At 69.0% G+C, this 20,627-nt stretch carries 18 protein-coding genes; 9 read left to right on the top strand and 9 right to left on the bottom strand.

The window, feature by feature from the left end; genetic code table 11:
- Window positions 1-20: 20 nt before the first annotated feature.
- The 3 genes from MHN80_RS06115 to kstR form a co-directional block, all read right to left on the bottom strand.
- Window positions 21-488, bottom strand: coding sequence for a MaoC/PaaZ C-terminal domain-containing protein (locus MHN80_RS06115; RefSeq protein WP_239400268.1), 468 nt, complete (start codon window positions 486-488; stop codon window positions 21-23).
- Window positions 485-1,495 carry an alpha/beta hydrolase family protein gene (locus MHN80_RS06110; protein WP_004020715.1) on the bottom strand — a complete coding sequence of 337 codons (1,011 nt, stop codon included), beginning with the start codon at window positions 1,493-1,495 and terminating at the stop codon, window positions 485-487. Before MHN80_RS06110 ends, MHN80_RS06115 begins: the two co-directional genes overlap by 4 nt.
- Before the next feature lie 124 nt (window positions 1,496-1,619).
- Window positions 1,620-2,270, bottom strand: a complete 651-nt coding sequence (kstR, locus tag MHN80_RS06105) for a cholesterol catabolism transcriptional regulator KstR (RefSeq protein WP_004020714.1) — start codon at window positions 2,268-2,270, stop codon at window positions 1,620-1,622.
- Window positions 2,271-2,403: 133 nt separating this feature from the next.
- Between kstR and MHN80_RS06100 the strand changes: the two genes are divergently transcribed.
- From MHN80_RS06100 to MHN80_RS06070, 7 genes are all read left to right on the top strand, one after another.
- On the top strand, window positions 2,404-4,611 hold the full coding sequence (locus MHN80_RS06100) for an acyl-CoA dehydrogenase (protein ID WP_239400266.1): 2,208 nt from the start codon (window positions 2,404-2,406) through the stop codon (window positions 4,609-4,611).
- A 123-nt stretch (window positions 4,612-4,734) separates the two neighbouring features.
- Window positions 4,735-5,874, top strand: a complete 1,140-nt coding sequence (locus tag MHN80_RS06095; RefSeq protein ID WP_239400264.1) for an acyl-CoA dehydrogenase family protein — start codon at window positions 4,735-4,737, stop codon at window positions 5,872-5,874.
- Window positions 5,864-7,027, top strand: coding sequence for an acyl-CoA dehydrogenase family protein (locus MHN80_RS06090; protein ID WP_239400262.1), 1,164 nt, complete (start codon window positions 5,864-5,866; stop codon window positions 7,025-7,027). The genes MHN80_RS06095 and MHN80_RS06090 overlap by 11 nt, the downstream gene beginning before the upstream one ends.
- Window positions 7,024-8,088, top strand: a complete 1,065-nt coding sequence (locus MHN80_RS06085; RefSeq protein ID WP_239400260.1) for a bifunctional MaoC family dehydratase N-terminal/OB-fold nucleic acid binding domain-containing protein — start codon at window positions 7,024-7,026, stop codon at window positions 8,086-8,088. The genes MHN80_RS06090 and MHN80_RS06085 overlap by 4 nt, the downstream gene beginning before the upstream one ends.
- Window positions 8,085-8,558, top strand: a complete 474-nt coding sequence (locus tag MHN80_RS06080) for a MaoC family dehydratase (protein ID WP_004020709.1) — start codon at window positions 8,085-8,087, stop codon at window positions 8,556-8,558. Before MHN80_RS06085 ends, MHN80_RS06080 begins: the two co-directional genes overlap by 4 nt.
- The gene (locus MHN80_RS06075; RefSeq protein ID WP_239400258.1) at window positions 8,558-9,730 is read left to right on the top strand and encodes a lipid-transfer protein; all 1,173 of its coding nucleotides are present in this window, start codon (window positions 8,558-8,560) and stop codon (window positions 9,728-9,730) included. Before MHN80_RS06080 ends, MHN80_RS06075 begins: the two co-directional genes overlap by 1 nt.
- Window positions 9,731-9,794: 64 nt before the next feature.
- On the top strand, window positions 9,795-11,429 hold the full coding sequence (locus MHN80_RS06070) for an acyl-CoA synthetase (protein ID WP_239400256.1): 1,635 nt from the start codon (window positions 9,795-9,797) through the stop codon (window positions 11,427-11,429).
- Here the strand turns inward: MHN80_RS06070 and MHN80_RS06065 are convergent, their stop codons facing one another.
- Entirely contained in the window at window positions 11,430-12,071 is a 642-nt protein-coding gene (locus tag MHN80_RS06065; protein ID WP_239400254.1) for a LysE family translocator, read from the bottom strand.
- Between the two features lie 215 nt (window positions 12,072-12,286).
- Here MHN80_RS06065 and MHN80_RS25675 point away from each other — a divergent pair, with 215 nt between their 5' ends.
- Window positions 12,287-13,852, top strand: coding sequence for a PE family protein (locus MHN80_RS25675; RefSeq protein ID WP_275447413.1), 1,566 nt, complete (start codon window positions 12,287-12,289; stop codon window positions 13,850-13,852).
- 139 nt (window positions 13,853-13,991) lie between these two features.
- On the opposite strand, the gene MHN80_RS06055 is transcribed toward MHN80_RS25675, so the two are convergent.
- Together MHN80_RS06055 and MHN80_RS06050 are read right to left on the bottom strand one after the other, a co-directional pair.
- On the bottom strand, window positions 13,992-15,287 hold the full coding sequence (locus MHN80_RS06055) for an SLC13 family permease (RefSeq protein ID WP_239400252.1): 1,296 nt from the start codon (window positions 15,285-15,287) through the stop codon (window positions 13,992-13,994).
- Window positions 15,288-15,300: 13 nt separating this feature from the next.
- Window positions 15,301-16,962, bottom strand: a complete 1,662-nt coding sequence (locus MHN80_RS06050) for an MFS transporter (RefSeq protein ID WP_239400250.1) — start codon at window positions 16,960-16,962, stop codon at window positions 15,301-15,303.
- 213 nt (window positions 16,963-17,175) lie between these two features.
- On the opposite strand from MHN80_RS06050, the gene MHN80_RS06045 reads away from it, so the two are divergent.
- Window positions 17,176-17,373: a hypothetical protein gene (locus MHN80_RS06045; protein ID WP_004020703.1), complete on the top strand. Its 198-nt coding sequence runs from the start codon at window positions 17,176-17,178 to the stop codon at window positions 17,371-17,373.
- A gap of 52 nt (window positions 17,374-17,425) precedes the next feature.
- On the opposite strand, the gene MHN80_RS06040 is transcribed toward MHN80_RS06045, so the two are convergent.
- The 3 genes from MHN80_RS06040 to kstD all read right to left on the bottom strand — a co-directional run bounded on the left by MHN80_RS06040 (window position 17,426) and on the right by kstD (window position 20,565).
- Window positions 17,426-17,857: a hypothetical protein gene (locus tag MHN80_RS06040; protein ID WP_004020702.1), complete on the bottom strand. Its 432-nt coding sequence runs from the start codon at window positions 17,855-17,857 to the stop codon at window positions 17,426-17,428.
- Between the two features lie 122 nt (window positions 17,858-17,979).
- Complete coding sequence (locus MHN80_RS06035; protein WP_239400248.1) at window positions 17,980-18,843, bottom strand: MaoC/PaaZ C-terminal domain-containing protein; 864 nt, start codon at window positions 18,841-18,843, stop codon at window positions 17,980-17,982.
- Between the two features lie 3 nt (window positions 18,844-18,846).
- Entirely contained in the window at window positions 18,847-20,565 is a 1,719-nt protein-coding gene (gene kstD / locus MHN80_RS06030; protein WP_239400246.1) for a 3-oxosteroid 1-dehydrogenase, read from the bottom strand.
- Window positions 20,566-20,627: the final 62 nt, after the last annotated feature.

The raw sequence follows: 20,627 nt of genomic DNA, 5'->3' as shown, positions 1-20,627 counted from the left end.
GCAGCGCAACCGATCGGGGATCAGTCGCGCGAACGGCCCGGACGGGCGTGCACATAGGCCTCGACGACCGTGCGCATCACGGGTTTGCCCTCGCCGTTGCGCAGCTCCGCCGACGAGGTGACCAGTGCGCGGTCGCGGTCGTCGAATTCGATCGCGTCGATGACGGTCGACCCGGTGAGGGTGTCGCCGGGTCGGACCGGACGCAGGAACTCCACGTCGCCGAGTCGCTTCCCGGCGATCACCCGCCAATTGGTCAGCACGCCGGTGACATTGAGCTTCTGATAGATCGACATCGTGTGCAGCCCACTGGCGATGAGCCCTCGGTAGGGCCCGCGTTCGGCGACTTCCTTGTCCACGTGGAAGTCCTGCGGATCCCATGCGCGAGCGAAGTCGAGGAGTTCCTCTTCGCTGACGACATGCTCGCCGAACTCGAAGATCTGGCCCACGGACAGGTCATCGGCCCACAAGCGGTCCGATGCGTCGCTCACCTCAGGTCTGCCGCGATCTTCGGCCAGGTGGTCTCGAGGTCACGTTCCCAGTAGCCCCACGAGTGCGTGCCGCTCGGCCGGAAGGTGACCTCGTGCGGCACCTTGAGGGCCCGCATGCGCGAGACCATCTGCTTGGTGCACTCGTTGACCGCGGCCTCGATGATGCCGCCGATGACCATCTGGTTGGCCAGCGTCAGCGGATCGCCGGCGACCAGCGGCGCCTCGAGCCGGTCGAACTGACCGGGCATGCCGGTCCCGCTGGTCATGTAGACCTTGGTGCCGCGCAGCTTGTCCGCGTGGATGTACGGGTCGTTGTCCCGCCAGCCCGCCGAGTTGACCGGTCCCCACATGTTGTTCAGGTTGCCCTGCCCGCGGTCGGCGACGACCATCCGGATGTAGGCCTGTCCGACCGGATCGCTGGTGCGGGCGCATCCGCTGTAGGCGGCGGCCGACCGGTACAGCTTCGGTGCGGCGATCGCGAGATTGAGCACCGACGTGCCGGCCATCGAGATCCCGGCGATCGCGTTGACCCCGGTGGTGTCGAATTCCTTGTCCACCAGCGGTGGGAGTTCCTTGGTGAGGAACGTCGTCCACTTGTTGCGGCCGAGCACCGGATCGTCGTGCTGCCAGTCGGTGTAATACGAGAACGCGCCGCCGATCGGCGTGACGACGTTGACCTCTTTGTCGGCGAAGAACTTCGCGTACTGGGTCTTGGCCGCCCAGGTCGCCGAGTCCTCGCCGCCGCCGGCGCCGTTGAGCAGGTAGAGCGTGGGGCGCGACTTGGTCGTGTCCTTGGGGCGCAGCACGTTGACCGGGATGAGTTTGCGCATCGCCGCCGAGTACACGATGAGGGTCGACTGCTGGGCCGAGTCGTGGACCACGGTGTCGACGCGGGCGCGATCGGGGTCGGGTGTGGGTTCGGCCAGCGCGGCCGGAGCCCATCCGGCGGTCGCGACCGCAACGGCACATCCGGCGACGCACAGTCGTCGCAACCAGGAGGATCGCACCTCTAGCCCCTTCTGTTAACAAAATTCTCAGACGTAACAAAGGTAGCCGAGAACGTCGAGGGCACCCAACCCGAGAAGGCCCTCGTCACCCAGTTGTGACGTCACTTTCGAGGGGGGGAGGTGACTACTTGGCGCGATCTTTGAGCAGCAGTCGGACGGTCAGCTCGAGTCGGTTGGTGACGTCGGTGGCCGACGCCCGACGGGTGAGCCACTGCACGAGGTTCGACATCCACACGTCGGAGAGGACACGGGCGATCGCGAGATCTTCTTCGGTCGGCTCCCCGTTGTCGACGATGGCGCCCGCGAGGAGCCGGTCGATGATCCCGGCGACCTGGTCGACCTCGGCGGTGGCGGACGCATCGGCGAACATGAAGGCGCGCGTCATCGCCTCGGTCAGGAGCGGATCGCGCTGCATGGCGAAGGTGATCATGTCCAGGACATGCCGGAGGCGGTCGATGGCGGTGTCGCCGCGCAGCTGCGAGCGGTCGACCTTGGACTCGACGCGCTCGAACTCGCGGGCCAGCGCGGTGACCAGCAGGTGGACCTTCGACGGGAAATAGCGATACAGCGTGCCGACGGCCACATCGGCCTTGTCGGCGACGGTGCGCATCTGCACGGCGTCGTAGCCGCCCTTGGATGCCAGGGCGAGGGTGGCGTCCAGGATGCGGCGGCGACGTTCGCGCTGCGCGGTGGAGCCGGCTTCGGACGAGGCGGCAGGCGCCGCAGCCCCGTTGGGAGCGTCGACCGCGGCGTTGCCGGGTGCAGAACGGGCCATGTGCTCTCGAACATCCTCACGTGTCAAACGGTCTGGCGGGTGGATCGCGGGTGGGTACCCGATCCGAGTACACCCATGGCATATTAGAACAGGTTCTAATTATTCGTCACAACTCGACATACAGGGATTGCCAGTGACAATCGCCACGTCTTCCGAGCAGATCGCGGTGCGCGACAGCATCGCGTCCTGGGCGCGCTCCACCAGTGTGACCGACATCGTCCGTTCCGACATCGACAAGCCCCGCGACCAGTGGACGCAGTTGCTGTCCCAGATCGCCGACCTGGGCGTGTTCGCCGCAGCGGTCCCCGAGACCTCCGACGGCCTCGGGGCGAGCTTCCTCGACGTGGCCGCCATGCTCGAGCAGTGCGGGGTCGACCTCGTCCCCGGCCCGCTGGGTCCGACGGTGTCCGCGGCGATCGCGCTTGCGATCGCCCGCCGCGATGCGCACGAGGGTGGCGCCGACCGGGGGGCCGCGCTGTTACCGGAGGTGCTCGCCGGATCGGTGCCGGTGGTGACGCCTGCGACGAGTTACGCCGGGGTGGCCCGCGAACTGTCCGGCGGCGACCTCGACCTCGGACTCGTCGGCGGGTACGTCGAGGGTTGCGCCGTCCTGGTCGAGTTCGGGACCGCCGACCGCGAACGGTCGTGGTGGATCGTCCCGCCGGGTGTCGGCGTCGCCGATGTCGCGCCGCAGACCCCGTTCGACGGCACCGCATCGGTCAGCCGCGTCCGCGTGTCCGAGATCGAGGTCGACGACCTGATCGAACTCGGGGACCCGACGTTCGTCGCCGGCCTGCTGTCGGCCACCCTCGCCGCGTATCAGAGCGGCGTCACCCGATGGGCACTCGACACCGCCGTCGAGTACGCGAAGGTCCGCACCCAGTTCGGGGTCCCGATCGGATCGTTCCAGGCGATCAAGCACATCTGTGCGGAGATGTTGTGCCGCAGCGAACGGGTCACCGCGGTCGCATGGGACGTCGCCCGCGCAGTCGACGACGTGCTCGCGGCCGCGCCGGGGGACGAGCTCGTCTCCGCCCGCGAGCAACTCGAGATCAGCAGGCTGGCCGCCGACGTCGTCGTGGGCCGCGATCCGGTCGCCAACACCAAGGACTGCGTCCAGGTTCTCGGCGGGATCGGGTTCACCTTCGAGCACGACGCCCATCTCTATCTCCGTGCGGCGCTCGCCGCGCAGGCGACGCTGGCGAACGCATCGGCGCATGCCGCCGCACTCGCCGGGCTCGGACTGTCGGGGACGCGGCGACGTTTCCGTCTCGACCTGTCGCAGGTCGAGGACCGGCGCGAGGAGGTCCGGGCCACCGTCGCGGCGATCGCCGACGCGGCCCCGGACGAGCGCCGCAGACTCCTCGCCGAGACCGGTTATCTGACCCCGCATTGGCCGGCGCCGCACGGCCTGGGTGCGGACGCGGCGCTGCAGTTGCTGATCGACATCGAGCTCGAGTCGGCCGGCATCGAGCGGCCCGATCTGGTGATCGGCGCGTGGGCGATCCCGACGATCCTCGAGCACGGCACCGACGCGCAACGCGACCGCTTCGTCGCGCCGACCCTCGCCGGCGACATCGTGTGGTGTCAGTTGTTCTCCGAGCCCGAGGCGGGCTCGGACCTGGCCGCGTTGCGAACCCGAGCCGAGCGGGTCGACGGCGGCTGGCGACTGGACGGGCAGAAGATCTGGACCTCGCAGGCCCACAACGCCCAGTGGGCGATCTGTCTCGCGCGCACCGATCCCGACGCGCCCAAGAACAAGGGCATCACCTATTTCCTCGTCGACATGAGTTCGCCCGGAATCGACATCCGTCCGTTGCGCGAGCTCTCCGGACGGGCCAACTTCAACGAGGTCTTCCTCGATGGCGTCGTCGTGCCCGATGACTGCGTCGTCGGCGACGTGAACGGCGGCTGGCGGCTGGCCCGCACCACCCTCGCGAACGAGCGGGTGGCAATGGGTGGGACCGGTCTGGGCAAGGAGATGGAGGCGCTGCTGTCGCAGGTGCGGTCGATGGACCGGGAGCTGACCGACGAGGAGCTGTCGGCGCTCGGCACGCAGCTCGCCGACGCGCATGTCGGCCGGGTCCTCGATGCGCGGGCGGCGACGAGGCAACTGGCCGGGCTCGACCCCGGCGCGTTGTCGAGCGTGCGCAAACTGATCGGCGTCGAACATCGCCAATCGGTACCCGATCTCGCGCTGCGGCTCCTGGGGGCCGCCGGCCTGGCGGCGTCCGAGGCGTCCGACGCGGTCCTGCAGAACCGCTGCCTCTCGATCGCGGGCGGCACGACTCAGATCCTGCGCACGGCCGCGGCGGAACGCATTCTCGGTTTGCCGCGGTAGCCGCCTGCGGCGACAGTGCCGAAAGCGCAGATAAACGCCGATTCCGACACCCTTGCGCGCGGACTCTGATACAACTAGAACAGGTTCTAGTTCTTGACGGGTTCATGGTGAGGGAGGCACAGGGTGGACTTTGCCCTGGACGGCACGGCGATCGCGGTTCGCGACGTCGCCGAAGACGTGTTCGCGCGGCGACAGCCCGACTGGGAGTCGAGATTCGGTGGGCACGATCCCGAGACGACCGGAGCGACCCGCGGCGGGTTCGAGGCCGACGGCTGGCAGGCCCTCGTGGACGCCGGACTGCTCGCGCTGCCGCTGCCGGCCGCGCTCGACGGTGACGAGGTCGACGAGTCGGGTCTGCTCCCGCTGTTCCGCCGGATGGGACGCGCCGCGGCCGTGACCCCCGCTCTCGGCTCGCTGACCGCGGCGCTCGTGTTCGCGAAGGCGGACCCCCAGACGGGCGAGGGATCGGTGTGGTCGCGGTTCGGGAGCTCGCTCACCGGCGGCAGCTGGGTCTCGATCGCGATCGGCGAGCACGGCGACGCTCTGACCGCCACCCCACGGACGTCCGTCCGCGACGGACGACTGACCGGGACGAAGGTCGGTGTGCTGCACGCCGACGGTGCCTCGCTGTTCCTCGTCGCCGCCGATGCGGGCGTCGTCGCCGTGTCCCCCGACGCCGAGGGGGTCGCCATCGCGCGCACGCCGACCTCGAGCGGCTGGGGCGAGTACACGGTGACCTTCGACGACGTACCCGTCGACGATGCCGACATCGTGGTCCGCGACCTCGCGGTGCTCCGCGACCGGTATCGCCTGGCCCTGTGCGCCTACGCGGACGGCCTGGTCGCCGGCGCCACCCGCCTGACCGCCGACCACGTCTCGACGCGTGAACAGTTCGGCAAACCGATCGCCCTGTTCCAGGCGGTGGGTCAGCAACTGGCGGACATCTACGTCGTCGGCCGGTCGATGGAACTGGTGACCACCGCGGCGGCCTGGCGACTGTCCGAGGGGCTCGACGCCGCAACCGATCTCGCGATCGCCGCCTACTGGCTGGCCGAGGAGATCCCGCCGACCACGCGGACGATGACCCACCTGCACGGCGGCATCGGAGTCGACATCACCTATCCGCTGCACCGCTACTTCTCGCTCACCAAGGACCTGGCGCGCCTGGTGGGCGGAGCGCACGTGCGGCTCGACGAGCTCGCCGACATCACCGACGTCCCCGCCGACGACACCCGTATCGCAGAGGTGCCCGATGTTCATTGACCTGACCCCCGAACAGCGCGCGCTGCGCGCCGAACTGCGCGAGTACTTCGCCGATCTGGTCACCCCCGACGAGGCGGCGGTGATGCTCACCGAACGCCACGGACCGACCTACCGCAAGGTCATCAAGCGGATGGGCGACGACGGCTGGCTGGGCGTCGGCTGGCCGAAGGAGTTCGGCGGCAAAGGCTTCGGCGAGATCGAACAGCAGATCTTCACCAACGAGGCGGTGCGCGCCGACGTCCCGCTGCCGTCGGTGACGCTGCAGACCGTCGGACCGACTCTGCAGGTCCACGGCACCGACAAGCAGAAGCAGAAGTTCCTGCCCGCGATCCTGGCCGGTGACGTGCACTTCGCGATCGGCTACACCGAGCCCGAGGCAGGCACCGACTTGGCCTCGCTGACCACCACCGCGGTCCGCGACGGCGACCACTACGTGGTCAACGGGCAGAAGATCTTCACCACGGGTGGGCACGACGCCGACTACATCTGGCTCGCTGTTCGCACCGACAAGGACGCGCCGAAGCACAAGGGGATCTCGATCCTCATCGTCGACACGTCCGATCCGGGCTTCACCTGGACGCCGATCATCACCGCCGACGGTGCCCATCACGTCAATGCCACCTACTACCAGGATGTTCGGGTTCCGGTGTCGATGCGCGTCGGCGACGAGGGCGGCGGCTGGAAACTGATCACCACCCAGCTCAATCACGAACGCGTCATGCTGGGCCCGGCCGGCCGGATCGACGGACTCGCCGCGCGGGTGCGTGCCTGGGCGCAGCGGCCCGGTCCGGACGGGACGGTCATCGCGAAGCATCCGGACGTCCGCCGCGCGCTCGCCACCATCGACGCGTACGGCCGTATCAACGAGTTGCTCAACTGGCAGGTGGCCGCGACGGGAGAGGCCATCTCGATGGCCGACGCGGCGGCCACCAAGGTGTTCTCGACCGAACGCATCCAGACCGTCTGCCGGATGGTCGACGAGATCGTCGGACGCTACGGCGATTTCACCGATCCGGAGACCGCGGCGCTGGTGAACTGGCTCGACGTCCAGCAGAAGCGCCACGTGGTCATCACCTTCGGCGGTGGAGTCAACGAGGTCATGCGCGACATGATCGCGACCGCCGGTCTCGGACTACCGCGAGCCAAGCGATGAGCGCGCCCGAACTCGCCCGCGACGGCGTCACCGGCGACGAGGCGATCCGTGCCGCCGCGCAGGAGATCATCGACGCCGGCCCGAGCGCGCCGGTCACCGGTCGGGACCCGATCAACCAGCCCATGATCAACAACTGGGTCGAGGCGATGGGGGACACGAACCCCGTCTACACCGACGCCGACGCCGCCCGGGACGCCGGACATCCCGGCATCGTCGCGCCGCCCGCGATGGCGCAGGTGTGGACGATGCGCGGCCTCCACGGCGTGCGGACGGCGGATGACCCATTGGGCCGCGCGAGCGAACTCTTCGACGAGGCCGGCTTCACCTCGGTGGTGGCGACCAACTGCGACACCGTCTATCACCGCTACACCCGCCCGGGCGAAGAGGTCGCGCTGTCGGCCGAGCTCGTGGAGGTGGTGGGCCCGAAGAACACCGCCCTCGGTGAGGGCTGGTTCTTCACGACCAAGAACGTCTGGTCGGTCGGGGACGGCAGCGGGACGCGGGAGGTCGTCGCCGAGATGCGGTTCCGCATCCTCAAATTCCGGCCCGCGGCCAGGACCACGGCGACCGAGCAGGCGCCGGTTGCCGACGTACCTGCCGACCTGGACCCGGCGCGATTGCTGAAGCCCAGCGCATCCCGGGACACCGCCTTCTTCTGGGAGGGGGTGGCCGCGCATGAGCTGCGGATCCAGCGTGATGGCCACGGCGTGCTGCGTCACCCGCCCGTGCCTGCGACCTGGAAACCGCGGGAGGCCGACGGCACTGTGCCGCCAACCGATTTCGCGGTGGCTGCCGGGACCGGCACCGTCTACAGCTACGTCGTCCACCGCGCGCCGAAGGTCCCCGGACGGCAGCTGCCGTTCGTGGTCGCGCTCGTCGAACTCGACGAAGGGGTTCGCATGCTCGGCGAACTCCGGGGCGTCGAACCGGACGAGGTGTCGATCGGCATGCGCGTGCGGGCAACCTATCTGGACTTCCCGGCCGACGAGGAGACCGGGGCCGACCCGTGGACACTACACGCGTGGGAAGCGGTCACGACGACGGAAGGTGCTCCGGCATGACGAGCGTTGCAGCCTACCCCGCGGCGGTCGGAACGACGCTGCCGCCGTTGACGATCGAGGCGACGCCGACGTTCGTGGTGGCGACTGCGCTGGCCACGCGCGACTTCCAGGACGTGCACCACGATCGCGATCTCGCACAGGCCAAGGGGTCCAAGGACATCTTCGTCAACATCCTCACCGACACCGGACTGGTGGAACGGTTCATCACCGACTGGGCCGGTCCGTCCGCCCGGATCGGCTCGATCGCACTGAAACTCGGCGTCCCCTGGTATGCCTACGACACCGTCACCTTCACCGGCGAGGTCACCGCCGTCGACGACGGGGTGATCACGGTCGCCGTGACCGGCACCAATTCGCTGGGCAAGCACGTCATCTCGACGGTCACACTCACGATCGGCGCGGCCGAGCCCGCCGCCGTGGGTTCGGGGTCGGAGCATCGAGGCCCGGCCGGTCGAGGGGAGGAACTCTGATGGGGTCACTGTCCGGCCAGGCGGTGATCGCCGGAATCGGCGCCACCGAGTTCTCCAAGGATTCCGGTCGCAGCGAGCTGCGGCTCGCCGCGGAGGCGGTGTCGGCGGCGATCGCCGACGCCGGTCTCACACCCGCCGACGTCGACGGTCTCGTCACCTTCACGATGGACACCAACAGCGAGATCTCCGTCGCGCGAGCAGTGGGTATCGGAGACCTGACGTACTTCTCGCGGATCCACTACGGCGGTGGTGCCGCGTGTGCCACGGTCCAGCAGGCCGCGATGGCGGTGGCCACCGGCGTCGCCGACGTCGTGGTGGCCTACCGTGCCTTCAACGAGCGATCCGGTCTGCGCTTCGGACAGGTGAATTCGGCGGTGGCGAACCAGGAGAACTCCTCGGGTACCGAGAACGCCTTCACCTACCCGCACGGTCTGTCCACCCCGGCCGCCTTCGTCGCGATGATCGCGCAGCGCTACATGCACGACTTCGGGGCCACCAGCGAGGATTTCGGGCGTATCGCGGTCGTCGACCGCAAGCATGCGGCGGTCAACCCGGACGCGTTCTTCTACGACAAGCCGATCACCCTGGAGGATCACCAGAACTCGCGCTACATCGCCGAACCCCTGCATCTGCTCGACTGCTGCCAGGAGTCCGACGGTGGCGTCGCACTCGTCATCGTGTCCCCGGAACGGGCGAAAGACCTGCCGCACAAGCCCGCCGTGATCGCCGCCGCCGCCGCCGGTAGCGCGGCCGACCAGTACATCATGACCAGCTACTACCGCGATGAGCTCGCCGGTCTGCCGGAGATGGGGCTCGTCGGCCGCCAGCTCTGGTCGCAGTCGGGGCTGCGTCCCGACGACATGGACATGGCGATCCTCTACGACCACTTCACCCCGTACACGCTCCTCCAACTCGAAGAGCTGGGGTTCTGCGGACGCGGCGAGGCCAAGGACCTCGTCCGCGAACCGGGGGCTCTCGAGGTCGGTGGCCGGTTGCCGTTGAACACGCACGGCGGCCAGCTGGGCGAGGCCTACATCCACGGGATGAACGGGATCGCCGAAGGGGTCCGGCAGATCCGCGGGACCTCGGTCAACCAGGTCGAGAGCGCCGAGCAGGTCGTCGTCACGGCCGGGACCGGCGTTCCCACAAGCGGATTGGTGCTGACCGCATGACGCCGCGACACCCGTTGCTTTTCCACTCCACCAACCCACTCCGTATGACCAAGGAGCGCGCACGATGAAGTTCAACCTCGCCGATGTCTTCGAGACCGTCGCCGACTCGGTGCCCGAGCGGATCGCGCTCAGCTACCAGGGCAGGCAGATCAGCTACGCCGAACTCGACACCCTGTCGAACCAGGTGGCGCATCTGTTCGCCGGGTCGGGGATCGGTGCGTTCGACAACGTCGCCCTGTTCCTGAAGAACAGCATCGAACACGTGACGAGCCTGTTGGGTCTGCTCAAGGTGCGTGCGGTTCCGGTCAACGTGAACTACCGCTACACCAACGCCGAACTGCAGTACATCTTCGACAACTCCGACTCCCGCGCGATCATCGTCGAACTGCCCGAACACCAGCGCAGTGTCGCCGAACTCCTGGCCGAGATCCCCACCGTGCGCACGGTGTTCGTGATCGGCGAGATCGTCGAGGAGCTGGCGACGGCGGCCGCCGCGCTTCCCGACGGACGCACTGTGGAGATCGTGTCCTTCGCCGACGCCGAGTCCAAGCCGGACGGCCGCGACTTCGAGCCGCGCAACGGCGAGGAGCTGTACCTGCTCTACACCGGCGGCACCACCGGGTACCCGAAGGGTGTCATGTGGCAGCACGACGACTTCTTCCGCAAGCCGCTTTCCGGCGGCAATCCGTACGGGGAGGCCCGTAAAGACCTCGACGAGATCGGCACGGCGGTCAAGGATTTCCCGCCCATCGCCTTCCTGCTCGCGGCGCCGCTCATGCACGGCGCGGCGTCGTACTCGCTGTTCACCTTCTTCACCCTCGGCGGGCGACTGGTCATCCAGCGGGACTTCGATCCCGAGGCCATCGTCACCGAGATCGAGAAGGAGAAGGTGAACATCGTCCTCATCGTCGGCGACGCCATGGGCATGCCACTCGTCGAGGAACTCGAGAAGCGCAAGGACGCCGTCGACCTGTCGTCGATGTTCTCGATCACCTCCGGCGGCGCGATCTGGTCCCAGCACGTGCGCGACCGGATGCTCGCGGTGAAGCCGGATCTGGTGCTGCGCGACAACTTCGGCGCGTCGGAGTCCGGCAACGACGGCGAGATCATGATGGACGACAACGGCAACCTGAAGGTGCCGCCGACCGACCGGATGATGGTGGTCGACGAGCGGCACAACAAGATCGAGCCCGGCTCGGGGGAGGTCGGTTACATCGCGCGCATCGGCAACGTCCCGCTCGGCTACTACAAGGACGAGGAGAAGACCAAGAAGACGTTCCCGACCCTGGCCGATGGCACCCGGATCTCCATCCTGGGCGACATGGGCACCGTGGAGGCCGACGGGTCGATCGTGTTCCTCGGACGCGGTTCACAGTGCATCAACACCGGCGGCGAGAAGGTCTACGCCGAGGAGGTCGAGGCGGTTCTGCACGCGCATCCGGCGATCGCCGACGCTCTCGTCGTCCCGGTTCCCGACGAGAAGTACGGGCAGCGTGTCGCCGCCGTGGTGAAGGTCGCCGACGGCGCCGTCGAACCGTCGCTCGAGACGATCCAGGACCACTGCCGCGAGACCCTGGCCCGCTACAAGGTCCCGCGGACCGTCGTCTTCGTCGACGAGGTCAAGCGCACCCCGGCGGGCAAGGCCGATTACCGCTGGGCGAAGGCCGCCGCCGCGGCCCAGGAGACCGCCCCGGTCTGATCAACCCTCAAGTGCGAGACGCACTCCGAGCCCGATCAACGCGACTCCGCCGATCGCTTCGACGCGACGGCGGAGTCGTGCGTTCTGGAGCCAGCCCGCGATGCGGCCGGCGGCGCCCACCAGCACGGTGAAGTACGCCGCGGTCAGCGCGATGTAGATGGCCCCCAGCCCGAGGGTCGTCCATCCCGTCGAGGACCCGTCCGGCACGAAGCCGGGCAGCAGGCTGATGAACAGGATGCCGATCTTCGGGTTGAGGATGTTGGTGAGCAGTCCGGCGACGAAGCCGGAGAACAGCATTCCGAGTTCACGACCCGCGGCCGGTTTGTCACCGTGTGCCGCGGCGAGATCGGGGCCGGCCCGAAGCAATGCGCGGACCGAACTGATGCCCATCCACACGAGGTAGCAGGCTCCGACGATCTTGAGGATCTCGTAGCCGGTCTCGCTGGCCTGCAGCAAGGCCGACAGTCCCAGCACGGCGGCGGTGACCCAGACCATCAGGCCGCACAGGATCCCGGCGGCGGTACGCAGGGCTTCCCCGCGTCCGCCGCGTACCACCGCGCGCAGGACCACCAGGGTGTCCGGACCCGGCAGCAGCACGATCAGTGTCGCGGTGACAACGAAGGACAACAGCGCGGCGAGCATGGGGTCATGGTAAGAACCGGCGCGCGGATGGGTGCGCCGGGGAGTGGTGCCGACCAGATCACGGATGCGCGAGTACACCCGTCCGGGCAGAACGAGTGCGTTCCCCGAAATCCACCCTAATTCGATGTAGTCCGACTACATTGAAATTCGTTGATCGCGAGCTGACCCGTGATGGGGCATGTCGTGTCGGAGAAGTTCGGCGAAGGGTTGAGCAGATGAAAATGTCTCGGGTGGTGGCATCCGGCGGTGTGGCAGTGGTGATCGTGCCGGTCGCGTTTGCGGCCGGCGGTCCGGCTGCTGCCTCATCGACCCCGAGTGGTGAGGTCGCACCGTGGTCGCATCAGCTGAGCGAGCTCACGTCGTCTCTCGGCGTCGGTGAGCCGGTCGCGTATCGGGGCGGGCGCCTGCAGGTGGTCGAGACGTCGCAGTTGCTCGCTGCGGTCGTCGCGCAGGGCGGGAGTCCCGCCGCCGGCGTCGGGTCACGCAGGTTCGCGACCCGGGTGATGCAGGCGGCGGCGCAGCTGGGTCACCCGGCCGTCGTGCCTGTTTCGAGTCCGTCGGCCACGATGGCGGCCTTCACGCCGCCGTCGGTGACGTCGGTGCCCGCGGCCGTCGTCACCGGGGGCGCAGGTCCCGCGCGAATCCAGTTGTTGTTCACGGTGACCCGCGATCCCGTGACGGGACTGCAGGTGATCGGCCCGAACAGCGTTCTGTGGATCGGCGACGGCGCCGACGGAACCGCCGACAACCCGGACGGCGGCAACGGCGGCCTGCTGTGGGGCGACGGGGGTGACGCCTATGCCGGCGGACGAGGCGGTGACGCAGGGATGTTCGGCTCTGGTGGACACGGTGGAGACGGGGTGATCGGCGTCGCCGACGGTGCCGGCGGCGATGGCGGACGAGGGGGGTGGCTGTTCGGCAACGGCGGACGCGGCGGCGACGGCGCTGATGCCGACGGGATCGTCTACCTCGACGGCGGCTCCGGCGGAGCCGGCGGGCGTGCGGGCACCTTCGGCGACGGCGGTGACGGTGGCCAGGGCGGCGCCGGTGCCCACGGCGGCGACACCATCTCGACATCGCTGCACCTTCCTGAGCTCGACGGCATCACCTACATCGATATCGACGGGCAGGACAGCACCGTCCCCGGTGTCGAAGGCGGGCACGGCGGGTTTGCCTTCTACGGTCCGGGCGGTGTCGGGGGAGCAGGTGGCCCTGGCGCCAACGGCGGCAACGGGGGTACCGGCGGGATCCGGTTCGAGCCGCACCCTGAGACCGGAGAAATCCAAGTGATCGGCTTCCCCGGCGGCAGTGGCGGACGCGGTGGTGACGGGTTGCCCGGTGGCGACGGCGGAGCAGGTGGCGCAGGCGGTGCGGGCGGGGCAGGTGGACTGGTGTTCGGCAACGGCGGCACCGGTGGGGCCGGTGGCACCGGCGGCGACGGAGGTCGCGGCGGTAACGGCGGCAACGGGGGCATCGGCGGGCTCGGCAGCACCGACGACGTGCCCGACGGCCCGGACGGCTACGGCGGAGTCGGCGGCTCGGGCGGCGATGGCGGCAGCGGTGGCGCTTCCGGCAGCGGCGGTGCATCTGGATTCTTCGGTGCGGGCGGTCCCAGCGGCGACCCCGGTCTCAGTGGTACCGGCGGCAGGGGCGGCAACGGAGGCACGGGATTCGGAGGCAGCGCCGCGAGCGGATCACCGGGGTCAGATGGTGCCGGCGGCGACGATTCGGGAGATCTCGGCTCGTCGGCGGAGTCCGCGTCCTCGTCCGACGGCGAATGATCGTGGACATCGTCCGCCGACGCCCGGAGAGGTCGCCGTGGTTGGGGAGGGCTGGTGTGCTCGTCGCCGCGGTGGCGGCGGAAGCCTCATCGGAGGTGGTGGCGGTGGGTCGTCACTGTTGCCCGGCGGCGCGACAGCCCTATGTCAGCTGCAGCACGCCCCACAGCGCGACCACCGCGACGACGAGTGTCGCCGGCACGGTGAGTGCGCCGAGGCGTAGGTAGTCGCGGGAGGTCGGGGCACCCGTGCCCTCCCCGGGGCCGTCGCGATGCATGATGTCACGCCACAGCAGGTTGGCGAGTGACCCGAAGTAGGCGAGGTTGGGTCCGAGGTTGACGCCGAGCAGCATCGCCAGGACCAAGCCGGGATCGTGGGCGACGAGCGGGATGAGCAGCAGGGTCGCCGGCAGGTTGTTGACCAGATTCGCCAGGACCGCGGCCAGCGCGGCGACCGCGAGCAGTGCAAGGAGCGAGGACTCGCCGGGGATCAGCCCGCCGATCCAGTCGCCGATCGGGCCGGTCCGCACCGGGAGGATGACGACACCGAGCACGGCGACGAATCCGAGGAACGGGATGTTCACGGCGTGCAGCGTGTCCCGCAGGGTGGGCAGCGGGGCGTCGAGCAGTCGCGGCACCGTGAAGGCGGCCGCGCCCACGCCGGCCACCGCGGCCAGCGGGATGCCCAGCGGTTCGGTCACGACGAAGGCGACCAGCAGCAGACCGAGCATCACCAGCATCAGGGTCGGGCGGGGTGGATCGTCGACCGGAGCCGGATCGCCGACCGTCGAACCGGCTGCGGGCGCGGTGCGCGCGAGCGAGTCGGCGAAGTACATCCGGAAGATCAGGTATTCGACGACGATCGCGGCCACCCACGGGGCCAGCATGACCCCGGTGAAACCGAGGAAGCTCAGTCCGGTCGCGGAGAACGCGAGCAGGTTGGTCAGGTTCGACACGGGCATGAGGGTCGACGCGGTGTTCGCCAGGTGTGCGTTCGCGAACGCGATCGGGGTCACCGGCGCCCCGATCCGCCGTGCGGTGGCGACGGCGACCGGTGTCAGCAAGACGATCGTGGTGTCGAGGCTGAGGACGGCGGTCGTCGTCGCCGCGGCCAGGAAGACGATGCGCAACAGACGATGTGGCGAGGCCCGACTCCAGCGGGCCAGGAGCGAACCGATCCAGGTGAAGACGCCCGCGCGGGCACAGGCGTCGGCGACCACCAGCATCGCGGCCAGGAAACCGATGGTCGGCGCCATCGTGGTGATCTCGTCAGCGGCCTGCCCGAGGTCGGCCAGGCCGAGCGCGATCAGCAGCGCGGCCACCGGCGCGGCCACGACAACGGCCGGAACACGCTGGGCGACAACGGTCGCGACGATCACCACGAGCAGGGCGGCGACTCCGACCAGGGTGCCGGCGACGCTGTCCGCGGTGAGTACCACCGGGACAGGCTACTCAGTCGCGGGCGTAGGTGTCGTCGCGGTCCTGGTCGGGATCGGACGCGGCCTCGGTCGGTGGCACCTCGACGACGCGACGCGGGGTCAACCAGAGCAGCGCCACCGAGCTCGCGAGCATGATCCCGCCGAGCACGAGCGACGCCTGCTCGAACGGACCGTAGAAGGCCTCCCGGCTGCCCTCGGCGATGGTCTCGGCGAGATCGGCGGCCTGCCCGGAGAGTCGGTCGACGACCACCGTCGCCTCGGCGAGTGATCGCTCGATGAGCGTCCCGGCCTGCTCGGCCTCGGCGACCATGGCCTGCCCCCCAGCGGTGTCGCCGGCGGCGATTCGCTGCTGACCGGCCGCCGCCAGCTGCTCGCGCGCCAATTGCGCGGTCTCGCCGATCCGCGACTGGTATCCCGCGGCGACGATGCTGCCGGCGATCGCGATGCCGATCGCCGCGCCGATCTCACGTGCGGTGTCGTTCACCGCCGAGCCCACCCCCTGGTTGTCGAGCGGGGTGTTGGACATGATGGCCGTGGTCGCCGGAGCCGATGCGAGACCGATGCCCACGGCGATCACCGCGACCACCCCGGCCAGCGTCCAATAGGTCTCGTATCGGAACGAGCCGAGGAGGATCAGCCCGACACCCGACAGCAGGGCGCCGCCGGCGATCACGAACTTGAGCGAATCGAGCCGCACGGCAAGCCAGTTCGCGACCAGGGTGGTGAGGCCCACGCCGGCCACAAAGGGCATCAGGGCCAGGGCGGACTGCAGCGGGGTGTAGTCGAACACCAGCTGGAGCAGCTGCAGCAGCAGGAAGAACATGCCGAACGAGGCGAGGAACTGGACCGCGACCGACAGGGCCCCTGATCCGAAGGCACGGTTGCCGAGGAGCCGCACGTCGAACAGCGGCGACGTCGACCGCAGCTCGACGACGACGAAGGCTCCGGCGAGCAGCACGCCGCCCACGATGCAGATGAGGACGAGGGGATCGGCCCAGCCCCGGTGCGGGGCTTCCAGCAGTCCGAGGACGACGCCGGTGATGGCGAGGACCGAACACAGGGTTCCCGGGATGTCGAAGCGACCGGGGTCGCTGTCCTTCGACGTGCCGATGGTCAGGCAGAGGGCGGCAGCCACGGCCGACGACGCGGCGAAGGTGATGAAGATCGAATGCCACGAGAAGAACTCGAGCAGAAGGCCGGTCACCAGGAAGCCGGCGATGGCACCGCCGCCCGCGATCGCCGACCAGATGCTGATCCCGACCGCGCGTTGACCTTCCGGCATCCCGGAGGTGATGAGGGACAGGGTGGTCGGCATGATCAGGGCCGCGGCAGCACCGGCGAAACACCGGGCCAGGATCAGCTGGGTCGGGCCGTCCACCCAGATCGCCACCAGCGAGGCGAGGCCGAACAGGAGAAGGCCGGCGATCAGCACCTCGCGGCGTCCCAGGCGATCGCCGATCGCGCCCGCCGGGAGCAGGAGCGCCGCCAGCGCCAGGGTGTAACCGTCGACGATCCAGGTCATCTGGCCGGCGTCGGCGCCGGTGTCGATGGCGATGTCGGGCAGGGCCGTGTTGAGGGCCGCCATCGCGGCCACGACCATGCTGACCGACAGACAGGCGACGAGGACGAGCCAGGCAGATCGAGCGTCGAGGCGGATGGCGGACGGTAATCTCATTCGGCGTCCTGCGCTTTCGGGGTCTGCATGCGGCGACACGTGGTCGGCCGGCACCGACACTGTGTTGCGATTTCGTTATCGCGACACGCTATGTGGGCGCCGACGCTACACGAGTAACTTGTGACACATTTATCACTGCAGTATCGATACCGGGCGAACGCGAGACCGCGCCGGTCCCCGTTGGCCCCGGACAACCGAAAGTGGTGACAGGTCATGGCCTCACCCCGAATCGCACGAACCCCCGCCGCTGCTACTCCCGCCGTCGCGACCCCGGTCGCATCGCCCGACGTCGCCCCGAACGGGACCGAGATCTCGCCCGCCCGCGTCCATGTGTGGCGTGTGCTGTCGATGCTCGCCGCACTGATCGGCATCGTCGTGGCCCTCGTGGCCATCGCGTCGTCAGCGGTCTGACCCGACTCCGTCGGAGTGGCGTCCCGGCCGCCGACGACGCGCGTGCCGACGCCTAGGCGGCGTGCCGCTCGATGGCGGCACCCAGACGCGGCAGTGCCGCGATCACGTACTTCTTTCCCTTGCCGCGCAGCGAGTTGTACGCCTTCGCGAGTGCGGGCTTGGCCGTCTCCGCCTGCTCGTCGGTGACCGAGAGCAAGGCCTCGGCCGCGGCATCGCTGTTGGCCGAGAGGTGATCGCCGAAGGCGACACCGGCGGGCTTGGAATCCCAGAACGGCGCCAGCGCCTTCAGGAAGTCCTCGGCCATCTGATCGGTGGCGCTGTGCACGACACCGGGCTTCACCTTCTGTACCGCGGAGTAGGCGGTCTTCACAGCAGCGCCGCTCAGACCCGACTGGTCGGCCACCTCGGCGTCGATGACACCGACGAGGTCGGTCACCAATGCACTGCGGTTGTCGGCGAGTAGGGGCGTCAGCGAATCGCTCATGGGCGTCTCCTCGGGGATATGCGACGTGGAACCTGCGGGCCGCCTCGCGGTCCGCGTGTGTAGCGTACTGGCCCCTCGAGACATCGTCTCCGGGCCGCGGCCGAGCCGTCGCGACGGCGGGGCTATCGGCGGCGTTCGCAGACCACATTGCCGAGGGCCTTCGCGCCGTCGCGTTCGACGACGGTCGCGGTGGCCAGCAGCCGGGAATCGTCCTCCCAGACCTCGACCGCGAGGGTCTCGCCCGGGAACACCACGCCCGCGAACGAAGCCGAGTAGTCGGCGACCGCGTCCACGTCGCCGCCGAGGACCTCGTCGACGATCGCTCGACAGACCGTGCCGTAGGTGCACAGGCCGTGCAGGATCGGCCGGGGAAAGCCCGCGCGGGAGGCGAATTCGGGGTCGGAGTGCAGCGGATTGCGGTCTCCGCACAACCGGTAGAGCAGTGCCTGCTGGGGGAGCGTCGCCACGGTCAGCCGATGATCGGGAGCGCGGTCGGGATAGTCGACCTTGGCCGACGACCCGCGCTCGCCCCCGAAACCGCCCTCGCCCTTGGCGAAGATGGACGAGCGAGAGGTCCACAGCGTCTGACCCTCGTCGTCGGCGGTCACCGACTCCTGCACGATGACGGCAGCCGAACCCTTGTCCTGGATCTCGGCGATCCGGGTGCGGGTGGTCGCCTTTCCGGCGGCCGGGAGCGGCCGGTACGCGGTCACCTGCTGGCTGCCGTGGACGACCTTCGCGAGGTCGATGTCGATGCCGGGGAACGAGACCTTCGGGGGTTCGGTGGTGTGGAACCCGGCGGCGACCGTGGCGAAGGTGGGCAGCACCTTCGGCGTGGCGTCGTGGATGTACTCGAGCCCGGTGGTGTCCATCGGGTCCGAGGCGGCACCAACCGCGAGGTTGTAGAGGGCGGCGTCCGACGCCAACCATTCGAAGCTCACCTCGGGCAGTTCGGCACCGAGGGCGACGGAGGGATCGATCGGCATGGGTCAGACTCCTGTGGTCGCGGTCGCCTTGGCGGCGATGTCGGCGGCGGCGAGATAACCGAAGACCATCGCGGGTCCGATGGTCGCTCCCGGGCCGGCGTAGGTGTGTCCCATGACCGGCGCGCTGGTGTTGCCCGCCGCGTACAGACCTTCGATGACCGAACCGTCCGCTCGCAGTGCCCGACCCGAGGCATCCGCGTTGATCCCGCCCTTGGTGCCGAGGTCGCCGGGCACCATCTTGACCGCGTAGAACGGGCCCTTGCTGACCTCGCCGAGGCTCGGGTTGGGCTTGTTGGTGATGTCGCCGTAGTAATGGTCGTAACCGCTTGTGCCCCGGCCGAAGTCCTCGTCGACGCCCTTGCGGGCGAAGCCGTTGAACCGCTCGGTCGTCGCGGTGAGCGCGTCGGCCGGGACGCCGATCTTCTCGGCGAGTTCCGCGATGCTGTCGGCCTTCACGACTACGCCCGACTCGAACCACTTCTTGGGCAACGGCTGTCGCGCGTTGATGCCCGCGAAGAGGTAGCGGTTGCGGCAGCGCTGATCGAAGACGAGCCACGACGGCACGTTCTCGCCGGGCCCCTCGCCCTGGCCGAACTCCCCGCCGTACATCTGGTGCACCGCTTCGACATACGGCAGGGACTCGTTCATGTAGCGCTGTCCGCGCGTGTTCACCATGAAGGTGCCCGGCACCGCTCGCTCCGACAGCGCGAACCACGGACCGCGCGGCAGCGGGATCGTCGGACCCCACCAGGCGTCGTCCATGAGCGACACCGCGGCGCCGATCTTGAGTCCGGCGTTGATGCCGTCGCCGGTGTTGCTGGGGGCGCCGGTGGTCCACTCGGAACCGATGGGGTCGCGCTGGTACTTCTTGCGCATCTCGTCGTTGTGCTCGAACCCGCCGCAGGCGAGGATCACGCCGTGACGGGCCCGGATCTCGACCCGCTTGCCCTCGGATTCGGCGATCACGCCGACAACGCGGCCGTCTTCGGTGATGAGGTCGGCCAGGCCGGTGTTCAACCGCACCGGGACGCCCGCCTCGCGGACGCCGAGGAGGAGTTCGGCTGCGAGAGCTGCGCCCATGGCGATCAGCTTCTTGCCGCGGCTGCGCGCCCAGAAGAACCGGCTGCCGACCTTTGCCATCCGCAGCGGACCGCGCCAATGCCGCAGGCCGGTGTTCAGCCAGCGGTAGTCCGACTGCAGGACCACCATGTTCAGCGGCGCCTTGGTGTACTGCGGGTGCAGGGTCTTCAGGTCGTCCCCGAGCCGGCGCGCGTCGAACGGGCGCGGCTCGATCGACCGTCCGGCGAGCCGGCCGCCGGGTGCCTCCGGGTAGTAGTCGGAGTAGTTCTTCACCCACTCGAGATCGAGCGGCGAGTGCGCCATCAGGAAGTCCAGCGCCTCGGGACCGCGGTCGATGTAGGCGTCGATGCGATCGGCGGGCGCGTGTTCGCCGATGATCGCGTGCACGTACTCGCGCGCCTTGTCGGGAGTGTCGACCACGCCGTCGCGGCGCAGCACCGAGTTGTTCGGGATCCAGACGCCGCCGCCGGACCGCGACGTCGAGCCGCCCCAGTACGGCGATTTCTCGATCAGGACCGTCGACAAGCCCTTCTGAGCTGCGGTGATCGCCGCGCTCAGGCCAGCACCGCCGGCTCCCACGACGACGACGTCGAAGGTCTCGGGTTCGGTGCTGGTCTGTTCTGGTTCGGTCGAGCCGGCCATGGTGTCCCCTTCGTGCGGGCAGCTGGAACGTGTTCTACCTGAATTAGAACACGTTACAGAAA

This window comes from Gordonia sp. McavH-238-E (genome assembly GCF_022348225.1).
Lineage (GTDB): Bacteria > Actinomycetota > Actinomycetes > Mycobacteriales > Mycobacteriaceae > Gordonia > Gordonia terrae.
This window is presented reverse-complemented; position numbering and strand designations above follow the sequence as displayed.